At 71.0% G+C, this 15,808-nt stretch carries 16 protein-coding genes; 2 read left to right on the top strand and 14 right to left on the bottom strand.

All coding sequences use genetic code 11. The features are described 5' to 3' along the window. The first annotated feature begins 56 nt into the window (after positions 1-56). Complete coding sequence (locus tag LY13_RS13585; protein WP_253828772.1) at positions 57-638, top strand: hypothetical protein; 582 nt, start codon at positions 57-59, stop codon at positions 636-638. On the opposite strand, the gene LY13_RS13580 is transcribed toward LY13_RS13585, so the two are convergent. Both LY13_RS13580 and LY13_RS13575 read right to left on the bottom strand, forming a co-directional pair. Further along, positions 595-1,356, bottom strand: a complete 762-nt coding sequence (locus tag LY13_RS13580) for a hypothetical protein (RefSeq protein ID WP_253828771.1) — start codon at positions 1,354-1,356, stop codon at positions 595-597. The two genes, LY13_RS13585 and LY13_RS13580, sit on opposite strands and share 44 nt — an antisense overlap. After that, positions 1,353-2,252 carry an MBL fold metallo-hydrolase gene (locus LY13_RS13575; RefSeq protein ID WP_308216328.1) on the bottom strand — a complete coding sequence of 300 codons (900 nt, stop codon included), beginning with the start codon at positions 2,250-2,252 and terminating at the stop codon, positions 1,353-1,355. Before LY13_RS13575 ends, LY13_RS13580 begins: the two co-directional genes overlap by 4 nt. Before the next feature lie 113 nt (positions 2,253-2,365). On the opposite strand from LY13_RS13575, the gene LY13_RS13570 reads away from it, so the two are divergent. Further along, the gene (locus LY13_RS13570) at positions 2,366-3,223 is read left to right on the top strand and encodes a peptidylprolyl isomerase (RefSeq protein ID WP_253828770.1); all 858 of its coding nucleotides are present in this window, start codon (positions 2,366-2,368) and stop codon (positions 3,221-3,223) included. Between the two features lie 84 nt (positions 3,224-3,307). On the opposite strand, the gene LY13_RS13565 is transcribed toward LY13_RS13570, so the two are convergent. The 12 genes from LY13_RS13565 to pdxT form a co-directional block, all read right to left on the bottom strand. Next, on the bottom strand, positions 3,308-4,081 hold the full coding sequence (locus LY13_RS13565; protein WP_253828769.1) for an enoyl-CoA hydratase-related protein: 774 nt from the start codon (positions 4,079-4,081) through the stop codon (positions 3,308-3,310). A gap of 30 nt (positions 4,082-4,111) precedes the next feature. After that, on the bottom strand, positions 4,112-6,682 hold the full coding sequence (locus LY13_RS13560; RefSeq protein ID WP_253828768.1) for a RelA/SpoT family protein: 2,571 nt from the start codon (positions 6,680-6,682) through the stop codon (positions 4,112-4,114). Between the two features lie 153 nt (positions 6,683-6,835). Then, a complete protein-coding gene (locus tag LY13_RS13555; protein ID WP_253828767.1) occupies positions 6,836-7,351 on the bottom strand; it encodes an adenine phosphoribosyltransferase in 516 nt (171 codons plus the stop codon). Beyond that, positions 7,348-8,679 (bottom strand): protein translocase subunit SecF, encoded by a 1,332-nt coding sequence (gene secF, locus LY13_RS13550; RefSeq protein WP_253828766.1) that lies wholly within the window; start codon positions 8,677-8,679, stop codon positions 7,348-7,350. The genes LY13_RS13555 and secF overlap by 4 nt, the downstream gene beginning before the upstream one ends. 1 nt (position 8,680) lies before the next feature. Continuing rightward, a complete protein-coding gene (gene secD, locus LY13_RS13545; protein ID WP_253828765.1) occupies positions 8,681-10,444 on the bottom strand; it encodes a protein translocase subunit SecD in 1,764 nt (587 codons plus the stop codon). 209 nt (positions 10,445-10,653) lie between these two features. After that, positions 10,654-11,055: a preprotein translocase subunit YajC gene (yajC, locus tag LY13_RS13540; protein ID WP_253828764.1), complete on the bottom strand. Its 402-nt coding sequence runs from the start codon at positions 11,053-11,055 to the stop codon at positions 10,654-10,656. A 128-nt stretch (positions 11,056-11,183) separates the two neighbouring features. Next, a complete protein-coding gene (ruvB, locus tag LY13_RS13535; protein WP_372493827.1) occupies positions 11,184-12,299 on the bottom strand; it encodes a Holliday junction branch migration DNA helicase RuvB in 1,116 nt (371 codons plus the stop codon). Between the two features lie 9 nt (positions 12,300-12,308). Beyond that, on the bottom strand, positions 12,309-12,908 hold the full coding sequence (gene ruvA / locus LY13_RS13530; RefSeq protein ID WP_253828762.1) for a Holliday junction branch migration protein RuvA: 600 nt from the start codon (positions 12,906-12,908) through the stop codon (positions 12,309-12,311). Beyond that, complete coding sequence (gene ruvC, locus LY13_RS13525; RefSeq protein ID WP_253828816.1) at positions 12,905-13,516, bottom strand: crossover junction endodeoxyribonuclease RuvC; 612 nt, start codon at positions 13,514-13,516, stop codon at positions 12,905-12,907. Before ruvC ends, ruvA begins: the two co-directional genes overlap by 4 nt. Positions 13,517-13,633: 117 nt before the next feature. After that, a complete protein-coding gene (locus LY13_RS13520; protein ID WP_253828761.1) occupies positions 13,634-14,170 on the bottom strand; it encodes a DUF4262 domain-containing protein in 537 nt (178 codons plus the stop codon). Between the two features lie 191 nt (positions 14,171-14,361). Next, positions 14,362-15,114: a YebC/PmpR family DNA-binding transcriptional regulator gene (locus LY13_RS13515; RefSeq protein WP_253828760.1), complete on the bottom strand. Its 753-nt coding sequence runs from the start codon at positions 15,112-15,114 to the stop codon at positions 14,362-14,364. Continuing rightward, positions 15,111-15,746, bottom strand: coding sequence for a pyridoxal 5'-phosphate synthase glutaminase subunit PdxT (pdxT, locus tag LY13_RS13510; protein WP_253828759.1), 636 nt, complete (start codon positions 15,744-15,746; stop codon positions 15,111-15,113). The genes LY13_RS13515 and pdxT overlap by 4 nt, the downstream gene beginning before the upstream one ends. Between the last annotated feature and the right edge of the window lie 62 nt (positions 15,747-15,808).

The raw sequence follows: 15,808 nt of genomic DNA, 5'->3' as shown, positions 1-15,808 counted from the left end.
CCCGGCCGGTGGGGTACGAACAGCGACGACCTCCCCACCGTCCGAGCGGAGACGCCATGCCGGGTCCGCAACCCCCACACGCCGAACCGTCACCGTCCGACGTCCCACACCCCGAGTCGGGACGCCGGGAATCGGCCGACCACGACACGGCGCTCCACGACACGGCGCTGCCGTCCCTGCGGGGTCTGGTGAGCCTGCCGCTGGCCGTGGTGCGCCGGGTGGCGGGAGCCGTCGCCGCCGCGCCCGGAGACGTCCTCCGCCACACGACGGGCGTGGCCAGGTCCGCGGCCGCACTGGTGGCGGGCGCGGCCGCCGTCCCGGAACTCGCCCGTGCGCTGCACGAACTGCGCGAGACGGCCTCGCACCTCGAGCGGCTGGCCACGTTCGCGGCGGGTGAGCTGCCCGAGGCGGTGTATCAGCTCGAAACGATCCGTCTCCGGCTGGACGGGCTGCGCGAACAGCTCACGGCGATCGAACTGCATCTCGCCGCACTGCACCCGGTGACGTCGGCACCGGACCCCGGCACCGGCGACGGCGGCGAGCACACTGCCGGCGAGGATGGCCGCGAGGGGGACGGGACGCGGCCGCGTCGCATCACTCCAGCGACGCGACGAACCGACTCACCGCCTCCATCGTGAACCGCTGCGCGAGCTTGCCCTGCGGCGCGAGCGAGGCGATGCGGTACAGCGGCCGATCCGCGGCCCCGTCGCCGCGCGCCTCGGACCGCAGCTGCGCCACGAGCAGCTCGGAGAAGACGAGGCCGTTGGCCTCGATGTTGTCGGCCAGTGCGTCCGCGAGCCTGCGGAGCGCCAGAATGCCGAGCTCGCGGCCACCGGTCCCGGCATAGATCGCGAGGTCCACCTTCACGGCCTTGTTCGACTCGGACGTGACGAGCAGGCTCACGGTGCGCGATCCGCGCACGTCGCTGAGCAGCAGCTCGATCCGCGGCGCGGTGACCAGGTCCACGCGGCGGCTGCCGAAGCTGCGCATGACCACGGTCCTGCCGTCGAGCCACACCTGCCGACGTGCGTTGGAGGCCACCACGAATCCCAGTGCCGCGGCGACGATCACGGCGACCACCAGCCCCGCGCCGAGGCCGCCGATCAGGCCCGCCACCCCGCCGAACGCCGCGGCGAACAGGAGGACCCCCACGAGACCCGCGGCGGCCCGTTTCCGCCGGAGCGTCGCGTCCTGGCCGTAGAGCACGATCCGTTCCGGCTCGTCACCGGCTCCTGCGGACCGGCCCGCGGCGTTCCCGCCGGGAGTCCCGGCGTTCCCGGCGCCGTCGGCGTTCCCGCCGCTGTCGCCGCCCGTGACGTCCGGCAGGTCCGGGTCGGTCGGCTCGGGTTCGTTCATGATCGCCTCTCTCCGGCAGCTGCCGGCCCGCGTGGCGGCCGGGCCGGACCGCTCCGGTCCGCCCCTCCGCACTCCTCCGTGTCGCCCCGGCCCGCGTGACCGTTGTCCGCGTGACCGTTGTCCGCGTGACCGTTGTCCGCGTGAGCCTCGCCTGCATGAGGCTCGCCTGCATAACGCTGACCTGGATGACCCTGACCTGTATAACGAAGCTCCGCGGTGCCGCGCCCCTCCGCGGCCAGCCAGGGGTTCGACGTCTTCTCCTGCCCCATGGTCGTACTCGGCCCGTGTCCAGGCAGCAGAACCGTGCCGTCGGGAAGGGTCGCCGTCAGCCGCGCCAGCGAGCGGCGCAGCGCGGCGCGATCGCCGCCGGGCAGGTCCGTACGTCCCGCCGAACCGGGCAGCAGGGTGTCCCCGGTGAGCGCGACCTGTCCACCCTCGCCGGTGGCCAGGCGGAACACGGTCGAACCGGCCGTGTGGCCGGGCGTGTGCAGCGCCTCGATCCGCAGTCCGGCGAGTTCCAGCACCGGCTCCGGCTCGCCGTCGGCGCCGAGTTCCCGCACCGTGTGCGGTTCGGGCCACGGGCGGTCGCCGAGTCCGGCCGCGAGTTCGTCGTTGAGCCCGAGCCACGGCATGCTCAACAGCCGGCGGTCCTCGGACCGGATCAGGACGGGGACGTCGTAGGCGCGCGCGGTGTCGGCGGCCGCGTGGACATGGTCCGGATGGCCGTGCGTGGCGAGGATCGCGGCAGGTGTCAGACCGTGCTCGGCGACCACCCGGCCGAGTGGCGCACCCGCGTCCTCACCGGGGTCGACGATCACGCACGCCCGGTCCGGCCCCGGTGCGAGCAGGTAGCAGTTCGCCTGGAACGCCCCGGCCGGAAATCCTGCGACCAGCACGTTCCCACCTCCGCATCCGCGACGCGTCCAGCGTAGCGGCCCCTGTACCGGGGTCTTACAGACCGTGCCCATAGACTGCCGCCAGCCAACACGTGGGTGAACGAGGAGGCCAGGTGGGGACCAACCAGCAGCGCCGGGAGGCAGCGAAGCGCAAGCTGGAACGGCAGCTCGCTCGCAGGGCCGAACGCGCGAAACGACGCAAGATCATCGGCATCGGGGCGGCCGTCGGCGTCGTCGTCGTGGCTGCGGGCCTGATCGTGGTCTTCACCGGCCAGGACGACGACCAGGGCGCGGCGAACGCGCAGGGCGAGGCGAGTTCGAGCGCGGCGCCGTCGGAGGACGTGTCCATCCCCAGTCAGCGGGTCGAACCACCGGAGCGCACCAAGCCGCTGCCGAACCCCACCGACTGCGAGTACCCCGAGAGCGGTGAGGCGGCCAAGCAGGTCGAACCACCCAACGGCAAGAACGTCTCGTCCCGGGGCACGGTCGACGTCACACTGTCCTCCACCGCAGGCGACATCCCGGTCACGCTCGACCGCTCGCTGGCGCCGTGCGCGGTCCACAGCTTCGAGAACCTCGTCGAGCAGGACTACTACACCGACACCACCTGCCACCGGCTCGGCACCCAGGGCCTGCAGATGCTGCAGTGCGGCGATCCGACGGGCCAGGGTTCCGGCGGCCCGGGCTACACCTTCGCCGACGAGACGTTCCAGCAGCTCAAGTACGGCCGCGGCATCCTCGCGATGGCCAACGCGGGTCCCGACACCAACGGCAGCCAGTTCTTCATGGTGTACGGCGAAGCTTCGGCGCTACCGCCGAACTACACGGTGTTCGGCACGATCTCCGACGAAGGTCTGAAGGTGCTGGACAAGGTCGCGAAGGCCGGGCACGACGGATCGCTCGACCCCTCCCCCGGCGGCGGCAAGCCGAACACCGAGGTCCGCTTCACCGACGTGACGGTCTCCGGCTGACGTTCCCTTCCCGGGCCCGACGGCACCGTGCGCCGCCGGGCCCGGGAGACCACCCCGCACCGCGACTGGGGCGCCAGGGGCGGGTCAGCGGTGGGTGAAATTCGGCGTCCTGCGTTCGAGGAACGCCGCCACGCCCTCGGCGTAGTCCGCGCCGCGGGCGGCCTCGTCGCGCAGCGCGTGCACCTCGGCGTCCGGTTCGGTCAGGCCCCCGGCGATCTTCCCGATGATGCGGTTCATGCCGCGCACCGACGTCTGCGAGCGCGCACACAGCGTCGCTGCGAACTGTTCCGTCTGCCCCTCGAGGTCGTCGAACACGTCGGTGACGAGGCCGATCTCCCGAGCCCGGGCGGCGTCGACGAGGTTCCCTGACAACAGCAGGTAGCGCGCCTGCGCCGGTCCGACGAGCTCGGTGAGCAACCGGGTCGATTCGAAGTGGTAGACGATGCCGAGCTTGGCGGGCGTGATGCCGAACCGGGATCCCGGCGCCGCGAAGCGCAGATCGCAGGCCACCGACAGCTGACAGCCGCCACCGATGCAGTTGCCGCGGATCATGGCGATGCTCGGCTTGGCCATCCCCGCCAGCGCGTCGACGGCGGCGTCCACGGCCTTGTCGTACGCCGCGACACCCTCCGGAGTGGACCGCAGGTCCCGGAACTCACCGATGTCCGCGCCTGCCGAGAAGTGCTCACCCTCCCCTGTCAGCACCAGCACCTTCACCGCGGGATCGGATTCGACGTCGGCGACGATCCCCGGGATCGCCGACCACATCTCGTGGGTGATCGCGTTCATCTTGGCCGGCCTGGTCAGCGTCAGCCGGGCGAGGTCGCCGTCGCGGGTGAGGTCGATTCCGTCCGTCATGGACGGTAAGGCTAGAAGTCCGCGGCCCGCTCAGGCCGCCGACGTGACCCGGTACACGTCGTAGACCCCTTCGACGTTCCGCACGACCTTGAGCACGTGCCCGAGGTGCTTCGGGTCGCCCATCTCGAACGTGAACTTGCTGACGGCCACCCGGTCGTTCGACGTGGTGACCGATGCGGACAGGATGTTCACCTTCTCGTCGGCGAGCACCTTCGTCACGTCCGACAGCAACCGGTGCCGGTCGAGCGCCTCGACCTGGATGGCGACGAGGAACACCGACGATTCGGAGGGCGCCCACTCGACGTCGACGAGCCGCTCGGGCTGGCTCCGCAGGTCGTCGGCGTTGGTGCAGTCGGTGCGGTGCACGCTCACGCCGCCGCCCCGGGTCACGAACCCGAGGATCTCGTCGCCCGGGACCGGGGTGCAGCAGCGGGCGAGCTTGGTCCAGACGTCGCTCGCGCCGGGCACGACCACGCCGACGTCGCCGGAACCGCGCCGCCGCGTCACCGTGGACGGCGTCGCCCGCTCGGCGAGTTCCTCCTCGGCCTCGTCGACACCGCCGATGAGGGCCGTGAGCCGTTGCACGACGTGCTGGGCGCTCGTGTGCTTCTCGCCCACGGCCGCGTACAGCGCGCTGATGTCGTTGTAGCGCAGCTCCTTGGCGACCGCGCTCATCGAGTCCGCCGACACCAGGCGCTGGATCGGGAGTCCGACCTTGCGGACCTCCTTGGTGATGGCCTCCTTGCCCGTTTCGACGGCCTCGTCGCGGCGTTCCTTCGCGAACCACTGCCGGATCTTGGCGCGGGCCTTCGGCGAACCGGCGAACTGCAGCCAGTCGCGGCTCGGCCCCGCACCCTCGGCCTTGGACGTGAAGATCTCGATGACCTCGCCGTTCTCGAGCTTGCGCTCCAGCGCGACGAGCCTGCCGTTGACGCGGGCGCCGATACAGCGGTGGCCGACCTCGGTGTGCACCGCGTAGGCGAAGTCGACCGGCGTCGACCCGACGGGCAGCGTGATCACATCACCCTTCGGCGTGAACACGAAGATCTCGCGGGTGGCGAGGTCGTAGCGCAGCGATTCGAGGAACTCGCCGGGGTCGGCGGCCTCGCGCTGCCAGTCGAGCAGCTGGCGCATCCAGGCCATCTCGTCGACGTCGACGGTGTTGCCGCCGTGCGTCCCGCGTGTCTCCTTGTACCGCCAGTGCGCCGCGATGCCGTACTCGGCCGTGCGGTGCATCTCGTGGGTGCGGATCTGCACTTCGAGGGGCTTGCCGTCCGGACCGATCACCGTGGTGTGCAGCGACTGGTACACGCCGAACCGCGGCTGGGCGATGTAGTCCTTGAACCGGCCGGGCATGGGCTGCCACAACGCGTGCACGACGCCCATCGCCGCGTAGCAGTCGCGGACGTCGTCGACCATGATCCGCACGCCCACCAGGTCGTGGATGTCGTCGAGCTCGCGGCCGCGGACGATCATCTTCTGGTGGATCGAGTAGTAGTGCTTCGGCCTGCCCTCGACCTTCGCGGCCACGCGGGACGCCTCGAGATGCGAGTTCAGCTCGCCGATGACCCCGCGCAGATACGTGTCGCGGGACGGGGCCCGGTCGGCGACCAGTCGCACGATCTCGTCGTACTTCTTGGGTTGCAGGATCGCGAACGCCAGGTCTTCGAGCTCCCACTTCACGGTCGACATGCCCAGCCGGTGTGCGAGCGGCGCGAGGACCTCGAGCGTCTCCTTCGCCTTGCGGGACTGCTTCTCCGGCGGCAGGAACCGCATGGTGCGCATGTTGTGCAGCCGGTCCGCCAGCTTGATCACCAGCACCCGCGGATCGCGGGCCATCGCGATGACCATCTTGCGGATCGTCTCGGCTTCGGCCGCCGTGCCGAGCTTCACCTTGTCCAGTTTGGTGACGCCGTCGACGAGCTGGGCGACCTTGTCGCCGAAATCCGTGCCGAGCTGGTCGAGCGAGTAACCCGTGTCCTCGACCGTGTCGTGCAGGAGCGCCGCGACGAGCGTCGTGGTGTCCATGCCCAGTTCGGCCAGGATCGTGGCGACGGCCAGCGGGTGGGTGATGTACGGGTCGCCCGACTTGCGCCGCTGGTCGCGGTGCAGGTGTTCGGCTACGTCGTACGCGCGCTGCAGCAGGGCGAGGTCGGCGCTCGGGTGCAGCTCGCGGTGGATCGCCGCCAGGGGTTCGAGGACCTGCTTGACCGGGGCGGCGCGCTGCGCCGTGATGCGCCGCGCGAGCCGGGCGCGGACCCGCCGCGTCGGGGACGGTGCCCGCGTGGCCCCGGGATGCGGATTCCCGCGGGAGGCCGGGGTCGCGTCCGTGTTCGCGGTGGCGCCGTTCGTGGCGGTCGTGTCGTTGCCGGACGTCGTGTCGTCGCCGGAGGTCGTCGCCCGCTCGGGCGAGGAGCCGCCGGACGCCGCGGCGGTCCCGTCGGACGGGGACGCGCCACCGGCCGATGCCGACCGCCCGGTGGCGGCCGTGCCGCCCTCCGGTCCCGCGTCGGGTGCCGAGGCCGCGTCGCCGCCCTGCGTACGCGCGGGGCCGTCGCCGTCGTTCGACCGGGCTGCCACGGAATCGAGCTCTTGGCTCACCCGTACCTCCAGCTCATCGCGCGGGGGTGTCTGTCCCTTCAGGGTAGACCCCGGTGCGAAGCGGTCGGCGCGGCGCCGTTCACGGCGGGTTCACGGTCCCGCTGTGGTCCGGATCCCACCTGGTCACGCGAGCAGGCGGGATCCGGACGCGGGTCACACGGTTTTCAGCACGTGCAGCGGCGCGTCGCCGAGCCGCTCACGGCCGCCGAGCGCGGCCAGTTCGAGCACGATCGCCACCGACCGCACCTCCGCGCCGGCTTCGGCGAGCAACGACTGCGTCGCCGCGACCGTGCCGCCGGTGGCGAGGATGTCGTCGATGATCGCCACCCGAGCGCCGGGACGGACCGCGTCCGCGGGCAGTTCGAGGGTCGCCGTGCCGTACTCGAGCTCGTAGTCGACGCTGCCGCCGACCGACGGCAGCTTGCCCGCCTTGCGCACGAGCGTGACGCCGACGCCCTTGGCGTAGGCGACGGCCGCGGCGAGCACGAATCCGCGGGCCTCGACGGCCGCCAGCTGGTCGACGTCACCGACCGCCTCGGCCAGCGCGTCGATCACCGTGGAGAACGCCTTCGGGTCACCGAACAACGGGGTCAGGTCCCGGAACACCACGCCGGGTTCCGGGAAGTCGGGCAACTCGGCGATCAGCTCGAGGGCCTCGTCGAGAGTCATGAGCGCTTCCTCTTTCCGGTCGGAGTGCTCTGTCCTGACGGAGTGCCCTTGCCCGCCGTGCTCTTCCCGGTCGGCGTGCCCGAGCGCCGCGGCCGCTGGTCGCGCCCCCGGTTCCGGTCGCGGGCCTTCTGGTTGCGGGCGGGAACGGACGCCGCGGCGGCCACCGCCTTCTCCTTGCGGAGCTCGCTCTCGAGCTGCGCGTCGTCGCCCGGGTCGAAGTAGTCGTCCGGGTCGACACCGCCGGCCTCGCCCTCTGCCTGCGCCGCGCGTGTGCGCTCCGCGCGGCGCTCGGCCACGCGTTCGGCCTGCTCCCGGTACTTGGGCTCACGCATCTTGAACGTCACGAGCAGCGGGGTGGCGAGCAGCACCGACGAGACGACACCGGCGAGCATGCCGGTCAGCTGCACCAGCGCCAGGTCCTGCAGCGTGCCGGTGCCGAGCAGGATGTAGCCGATCACCATGAGGCCGAGCACCGGCAGCAGCGCGATGATCGACGTGTTGATCGACCGCATCAGCGTCTGGTTGAGGGCCAGGTTGGCCGCCTCGGCGTAGGTGCGCCGGGTCAGGTTGAGCAGCCCGCGGGTGTTCTCCTTGACCTTGTCGAACACCACGACGGTGTCGTACAGCGAGAAGCCGAGGATCGTCAGCAGGCCGATCACGGTCGCGGGCGTCACCTCGAATCCGACCAGCGAGTACACGCCCGCCGTCACGATGATGTCGTGGGCCAGCGTGATGATGGCGGAGACGGCCATCCACTTCTCGAAGTAGATGACGAGGAAGACCGCCACCAGCACCAGGAACACGCCGAGGGCGATGAGGGCCTGCTTGGAGATCTCGCCGCCCCACGAGGCGCTGACCGCGCTGTCACTGATCACCGACCCGCTGGGCTGGCCGTTGGCCGCCAGCGGCCGGAACTCGTCGTACAGGGCCTGCTTGGCCTCGGCGACCTGGCCGGGCTCCAGCGAACTCAACCGGACCTGGATGGCCGCGGCGTCGCCGACGCCGACGACCTGCGCCTCCGAGGCGGAGACACCGGTCGCCTCGCTGACGACGTCCTTGGCCGCGTCCTCGTCGATCCGGCCGTCCGCGCCCTGGGCAGGCAGCTGGATCTGCGTGCCGCCTTCGAACTCGATGCCCAGGTTGAAGCCCTTGATCCCGAGCGACCCGGCGCACAGCAGGATCAGCAGCGCGAACGCCACGAACCAGCGGCGACGGTGGCCGACGATGTCGAAGGCGCCGGTACCGGTGTAGAGCCGCTGCAGCAGCGACGTCTTCGTGCCGGCGGTCTCGGCGGCGGGCGTGGGGCCGGTGGTGTTGTCCTCGGACACGTCAGGCCTCCTTCGTCGTCGTCGCGGCCTTGGCCTGGCTGACGTGGACGCCGCCGCGCCGTTGGCTGCCGAGCCGCTGCACGGTGCCGAGACCGGACAGCTTCGGGCTGGACAGCTTCTTCGAGCGCGACACCATCGCCACCAGCGGATGCGTCACGAGGAACACCACGATCAGGTCGAGCACGGTCGACATGCCGAGGGTGAAGGCGAACCCGCGGACCTCACCGACCGCCAGGGCGTACAGCACGCCGGCGCACAGGAACATGATCGCGTCGGACGCGAGGATCGTGCGCCGGGCACGGACCCAGGCGCGCGGCACCGCCGAGCGGAACGTCTTGGCGTCGCGCATCTCGTCCTTGATGCGTTCGAAGTAGACGACGAACGAGTCCGCGGTGACACCGATGGCGATGATGAACCCGGCGACACCGGCGAGGTCGAGCGTGAACCCGATCCACCGCCCCAGTAGCACGAGGACGCCGTACACGATGGTCGCCGACAGCGCCAGCGACAGCACCGTCAGCACGCCGAGCATGCGGTAGTAGGCGAGGCAGTAGACGAACACGAGCGCGATACCGATCGCACCGGCGATCAGGCCCGCCTCGAGCGAGGCGAGGCCGAGCGTCGGCGAGACCGTCGTGGCGTCGGACGATTCGAACGACAGCGGCAGCGAGCCGTACTTGAGGATGTCGGCGAGGTTCTGTGCCTCCGCCTCGGAGAAGTCACCGCTGATCTGGGTCTGCCCGTTGGGGATCGGCTCGTTGATCGTCGGTGCCGACACCACCCGGGTGTCGAGTACGAATGCGGCGTTGGCGCCGGTGTTCTGCGCGGTGTAGTCCGCCCAGATCTCGCTGCCCTCGCCCTTGAACTGCAGGTTGACGAGCCACCCACCCTGCTGCGGCTGGAACTGCGCCGAGGCGTCGTCGACCTGGGTGCCCTGGAGGAACACGGGGCTGAGCACGTACTTCTCGGTGCCCTCCTCGTTGCACGTGACCAGCGGCTTGTTCGGGTCGTCGTTGCCGACCAGCGGGTCGTTGCCCGAACACGTCAGGCTCGCCATCGCCTGCTGCTGCAGCTGCATGGCCTGCTGGGACGCGCCCTGTTGGGGGTTTCGGCCGGGGTCCAGCGCCGGGTTCTGCCGGATCTCCTTCGCCTCGCGGATCTCGCGTGCGACGTCCTCGTCCGACTGCGGCTGAGCGCCCCCGCCGCCCTGCGGACCGCCCGAGGCCTCGGGCGACCCGTCCTGCCCGTTCTGCTGGCCACCGCTGCCGCTCTGGTCCTGCTGGCCGTTCTCGCCTTGCTGACCCTGCTGGCCGTTCTGCCCCTGTTGGCCTTGTTGACCGTTCTGCCCCTGTTGGCCGTTCTGCTGGCCCTGCCCCTGGGGCTGCGCAGGCTGGGCGTTGATCACCGTCCGGAAGCCGAGCTTGGCGGTCCGGCCGAGGTTCTTGGCCTGCTCGCCCTCCTCGCCGGGAACCGTGATGACGACGTTGTTGCCGTCGAGCACCACCTCCGCGCCACTGACACCGATGCCGTTCACACGGGTTTCGATGATCTGGCGGGCCTGGTCGAGCTGTTCCTGCGACGGCTCCTGACCGTCGGGAGTGCGTGCGGTCAAGGTGACCCGGGTGCCGCCCTGCAGATCGATCCCCAGTTTCGGGGTCGGCTCGCGGTCACCGGTGAAGAACACCAGTGAATAGAGCGCGACGACGATGAGGATGAAGATGCTCAGATAGCGTCCCGGGCGGATCGTCCCGGCCGGTGGTGCCACGTCGGTGGTTCTCCTCGAAGGTGTTCAGCGGCTTGCGATGACTCCGGAAACTGCGCAGCGCGCCGCACGGACTCGACCGAAAGGCGGTCCGACGCGAACGCACGCAGCACCGAGACACTACTCGGCGCTGCGTGAACGCTGCGTGCAAAGCCGCGAATTCATGGCCGCCGATCCGGTGAAGAACCGACGGACGTCGCGGGCTCGCTGCCTTACTTCTTGTGCTCGAGCGGCTCGGCGACCTGGGCCGTCGTCACGGAGTCGGGCTCGGCGTCGGAGTCGGACGTGGTGGCCGACTCGTCGGCGGTCTCCTCGACGGAGTCCTCGTCGTCGTCCTCGTCCTCGGCCGCCATCGGGTCGATACGCTCGCGGATGGCCTGACGCAGCCAGGTCGTCACGACACCGTCGGCGATCTCGAGGTCGATCGTGCTCTCGTCGCTCACGTCCGCAACCGTGGCGTACAGGCCCGACGTGGTCATGACGCGGTCGCCGGGGGCGAGGCTGTTCTGCAGCTCCTGCTGCTGCGCCACAGCCTTCTTCTGCTTGCGTGTGCCCATGATCAGCGGGACCGCGAGCACGAGCATGAGCAGGAGCGGCAGCAAAAGGCCTTCCATGGTTCTCCATTCGCCGGACGTCTCTCCGCCGTGCGGTACGTCCACGTTTGTCTGGATGTGCTCTCTCGAGTGTGCCAGGTAACGCCGCCCGAACGAGCGACCCCCTGCCACCGCACCCCGGCAACGTTTCAGTCGAACAGGGTCGGCGCACCGGCGTCAACCCCGGCCGCATCCGACGGCGGCGCCAGGCCGAGGTGCTCCCATGCGGCCGCCGTAGCGATACGGCCACGCGGGGTACGGGCGAGCATACCTGCACGAACGAGATACGGCTCACAGACCTCTTCGACGGTCGTCGGCTCCTCGCCCACGGCCACGGCGAGCGTCGACACGCCGACCGGACCGCCGCCGAACGACCGCACGAGCGCGCCGAGCACCTCCCGGTCGAGGCGGTCGAGGCCGAGTTCGTCGACGTCGTAGACCTCGAGCGCCGCCCGCACCACGGGCAGGGTGGCCTGTCCGTCGGCGCGGACCTCGGCGTAGTCGCGGACCCGGCGCAGCAGCCGGTTGGCGATCCGCGGCGTGCCGCGGGAGCGGTGCGCGATCTCGGCGCGGCCCGCGTCGTCGATCGTGATGCCCAGCAACGCGGCCGACCGTTCGATCACGTGGCCGAGTTCGTCGGGCGTGTAGAACTCCATCTGCCCGGTGAAGCCGAACCGATCCCGCAGCGGCCCGGTGAGCGCACCCGACCGGGTGGTCGCGCCGACCAGCGTGAACGGCGCGACCTCGAGCGGGATGCTGGTCGCGCCGGGCCCCTTGCCGACGACCACGTCGACGCGGAAGTCCTCCATCGCGAGGTACAGCATCTCCTCGGCGGGCCGGGCGATGCGGTGGATCTCGTCGATGAACAGGACGTCGCCCTCGGCGAGATTGGACAGCATCGCGGCGAGGTCGCCCGCCCGTTCCAGCGCGGGGCCGGAGGTGATGCGGATCGCGGCGTCGAGCTCGGCGGCGACGATCATCGCCAGGCTCGTCTTGCCCAGGCCGGGCGGGCCGGACAGCAGCACGTGGTCCGGCGGCACGCCGCGTTTCCGCGCACTTTCGAGGACCAGTTCGAGCTGTTCGCGCACCCGCGGCTGGCCGACGAAGTCGCCCAGCTTCTTCGGCCGCAGCGCCGTCTCGACCTCCCGGTCACCGGCCTGCGGGAACGCCGAGAGCGCCGCCTCCGCGGCGGCGTCGGCGAACCCTGCCGCCGGGCCGTCCTCGAAGCCCGCGTCGCCGAAGTCGGTCATGTCGTCATCGTGCATGGTGAGCGGTCAGCGTTTCGTGCCGAGGGTGGTGAGCGCGGCACGGAGCAGCGCGGACGTGTCGGCCCCCGCGTGCTCGGCCGCGACCTTCTCCACGGCCTGCTCGGACTGCTTCTGCGCGAACCCGAGACCGACGAGCGCCTCGACGACCTCGGCACGCGCCGCGCCGTCGTCCTGCCGTGCGCCGACCGCGCCGTCGCCCGGGTCGCCTGCGAGCACCTTGTCGCGCAGTTCGAGGGTGAGCCGCTCGGCGCCCTTGCGGCCGATCCCGGGCACCTGGGTCAACGTCGTGATGTTGCCGTCGGCCAGTGCGGTGCGGAGCTGGTCCGGGTCGAGCACGGCCAGCGCCGCGAGCGCCAACCGGGGGCCGATGCCGGACACGGTCTGCAGCAGGGCGAACAGGTCACGCGCCTCGGTGTCGGCGAAGCCGAACAGCGTCAGCGAGTCCTCCCGCACCACCAGCGACGTCGCGAGCCGCGCCTCGTCGCCGCGGCGGAGCGTCGCCAGTGTCGCAGGCGTGGCCTGCACCGCGAGGCCCACTCCCCCGACCTCGACGACCGCGTGGTCGAGACCGATCGAGAGGACCTCACCTTTCACCGAGGAGATCACCGGCGCGTGTTCCTTTCGCTGTTCGTGTCGCCCGCGGCCCGCCGGGCCCTGTCCTTCGCCGCCGCGGCGAGTTTCGCCTTGTGGGCGCGCGCCAGTTGCGCGGCCTTCTCCTCCGCCGCCGCCAGGCGTTCGCGCATCGGTTCCCGCCAGAGGTGGCAGATCGCCAGCGCCAGCGCGTCCGCGGCGTCGGCGGGTTTCGGTTGCGACTCGAGCTTCAGCAGCCGCGTGACCATGCCGGTGACCTGTGCCTTGTCGGCGCGGCCCGATCCGGTCACCGCGGCCTTCACCTCGCTCGGGGTGTGGAACACGACCGGCAATCCGCGCCGCGCCGCGTTCAGCGCCACGACACCGCCCGCCTGCGCGGTGCCCATGACGGTGCGCACGTTGTGCTGGCTGAACACCCGCTCGACGGCGACCGCCTCGGGACGGTGGACGTCCAGCCAGTGCTCGACCGCGTCGGAGATCCGCAACAGCCGCGTGGCCAGCTCGGCGTCCGCGGGCGTGCGCACCACGTCGACGGCCACGCACGTCACCGACCGGCCGAGTCCGCCGTCGACGACGCCGAGACCGCACCGGGTCAGCCCGGGGTCCACACCGAGCACGCGCACCTGTCTCCCCCTGTTCGGGAACATCCGTTCGAGCCGTCACAGTACCGCCCGCGCGGCGGACGGTCCGACAGGCGCGCCGGACCCACGCGCCCGCGGGCGTGTCCCCGCGTCGTGCGGTCAGGGACCGTCGACGCCGGGGGTCCAGCTCTCGGGCCTGCCGCTCTCGGTGAGCACCGGCTGCCACGACGCGAACCCCTCGGGCGCGGCCGCGGCCCACGGCCAGTGACCGTCGGGGGTCGGCACGATGATCTGCAACGCGGGGAAGTCACCCTCGGGGTAGACCACGAACGCGCTGCCGAAGAACTCCGGATAGTGGCCCGCGTTGACTCGTTCGAACGTGACGGGCACGCCGTCGAAGAAGTCGCGGTACAGCTCGCCGCACCGGAACTCCTCGCCCGTGGCGGCACGGTCGACGTAGGCGTCCAGCAGCACCGGCGCGAGTTCCGGGGGCAGTCCGATCACGACGGCCTCGGGGATGCCGTGCATCGCCCAGGCGCACACGGTGAAGGCGTAGCCCGCGCCGCGTTCGTCGGCCGCCACGCTGATTACCGCGTTGCCCCGCCGTTCGGCCTCGGCGACGATCCACTCCCGGAGTTCGTCGTCGGGGTCGGCGGTGTTCGCGGAATCCGGCGTCTCGACACTCACGGCGTGCATTCTGCCCCATCCCCCACGGCGAATCCCACCGCCCGCGCCGCACGAACACGCAGCGGGCGCACCCCCGCACACGACGACGGCGCCCGGCGGCGGCAGGACTCGCCTGCCACCACCGGGCGCCGTGAATTCCGAAACGCCGTGATTCCGAGACGTCGGGATTCCGGTACGCCGGGGCGTACCACGGGAGACGCTCAGGCGGTCGCCTCGGCCATCACCTCGTCGGAGACGTCGAAGTTGGTATAGACGTTCTGCACGTCGTCGCAGTCCTCGAGTGCGTCGATCAACCGGAAGACCTTCTTGGCGCCCTCGACGTCGAGCGGCACGTTCACCGACGGCTGGAAGCTCAGCTCGGCGGAGTCGTAGTCGAAGCCGGCTTCCTGCACCGCCGTGCGCACCGCGACCAGGTCGCCGGGCTCGGAGACGATCTCGAAGGTCTCGCCGAGGTCGTTGACCTCCTCGGCACCCGCGTCCAGCACCGCCATGAGCACGTCGTCCTCGGACTTGTCGCCCTTGTTCATGAGCACGATGCCCTTGCGGGTGAACAGGTATGCCACCGAGCCCGGGTCGGCCAGCGAACCGCCGTTGCGGCTGAGCGCCGTCCGCACCTCGCCCGCGGCGCGGTTCTTGTTGTCGGTGAGGCACTCGATGAGGACGGCGACACCGTTGGAGCCGTAGCCCTCGTACGTGATCTCCTGCCAGTCCGAGCCGCCGGCCTCCTCACCGGCGCCGCGCTTGCGCGCGCGCTCGACGTTGTCGGCGGGGACCGAGTTCTTCTTCGCCTTCTGGATGGCGTCGAACAGCGTCGGGTTCGCGTCCGGGTCGCCCCCGCCCGTACGCGCAGCGACCTCGATGTTCTTGATCAGCTTCGCGAACAGCTTGCCACGCTTGGCGTCGAGGGCGGCCTTCTTGTGCTTGGTGGTGGCCCACTTGGAGTGGCCGCTCATCTCTCCTCCAGATCTACGTCTTCTTCCGCGATGCCCACCAACAGCCGGTGCATCCGGTCGTCCCCGGTGAGCTCGGGGTGGAACGCCGTTGCGAGCACCCTGCCCTGACGGACGGCGACGATCCTATCGGCCGCGTCCCCAGCCTCCGCGGTGTGCGGCACTCTGGCCAGCACGTCCACGTCCTCACCCACCTTCTCGACCCACGGCGCGCGGATGAAGACGGCGCGGATCGGCTCGTCCCCGGTTCCGTCGACGGCGAGGTCGGCCTCGAACGAGTCGACCTGCCTGCCGAAGGCGTTGCGCCGCACGACGACGTCGAGTCCGCCGAGCTGCTCCTGGTCGGGCCTGCCGTCCAGGACGGTACGGGCCAACAGGATCATGCCGGCACACGACCCGTAGGCGGGCATGCCCGCGGCGAGCCGTTGCCGGACCGATTCGAGCAGTCCGAAGGTGACCAGCAGGCGCGACATCGTGGTCGACTCGCCGCCCGGCAGGACCAGGCCGTCCACGCGCGCGAGTTCGTCCGGCGTGCGCACCGGTGCCGCCGTCGCGCCTGCGCGCTCGAGCGCCGCGGTGTGCTCACGCACGTTGCCCTGCAGGGCGAGCACCCCGATCGTCGGGCGGGCGTTCACGCGGATCGTTCCTCCGGACTCTCGTCGTTCCCGCGAGCACCTGTTTTCCCGCGAGCACCTGT

The organism is Prauserella aidingensis, from assembly GCF_024171865.1.
In the GTDB taxonomy this organism is placed as follows: Bacteria; Actinomycetota; Actinomycetes; order Mycobacteriales; family Pseudonocardiaceae; genus Prauserella; species Prauserella aidingensis.
The sequence above is the reverse complement of the archived record's forward strand: the minus strand, read 5'-3'. Positions and strand labels throughout refer to the sequence as shown.

Bases quoted from the DNA above. Each gene is read 5' to 3' on its own strand.
- LY13_RS13585 (WP_253828772.1), top strand. From the start codon at position 57: ATGCCGGGTCCGCAACCCCCACACGCCGAACCGTCACCGTCCGACGTC.
- LY13_RS13580 (WP_253828771.1), bottom strand. From the start codon at position 1,356: ATGAACGAACCCGAGCCGACCGACCCGGACCTGCCGGACGTCACGGGC.
- LY13_RS13565 (WP_253828769.1), bottom strand. From the start codon at position 4,081: ATGACGGACGGAATCGACCTCACCCGCGACGGCGACCTCGCCCGGCTG.
- LY13_RS13555 (WP_253828767.1), bottom strand. From the start codon at position 7,351: ATGACTCTCGACGAGGCCCTCGAGCTGATCGCCGAGTTGCCCGACTTC.
- yajC (WP_253828764.1), bottom strand. From the start codon at position 11,055: ATGGAAGGCCTTTTGCTGCCGCTCCTGCTCATGCTCGTGCTCGCGGTC.
- ruvB (WP_372493827.1), bottom strand. From the start codon at position 12,299: ATGCACGATGACGACATGACCGACTTCGGCGACGCGGGCTTCGAGGAC.
- LY13_RS13520 (WP_253828761.1), bottom strand. From the start codon at position 14,170: ATGCACGCCGTGAGTGTCGAGACGCCGGATTCCGCGAACACCGCCGAC.
- LY13_RS13515 (WP_253828760.1), bottom strand. From the start codon at position 15,114: ATGAGCGGCCACTCCAAGTGGGCCACCACCAAGCACAAGAAGGCCGCC.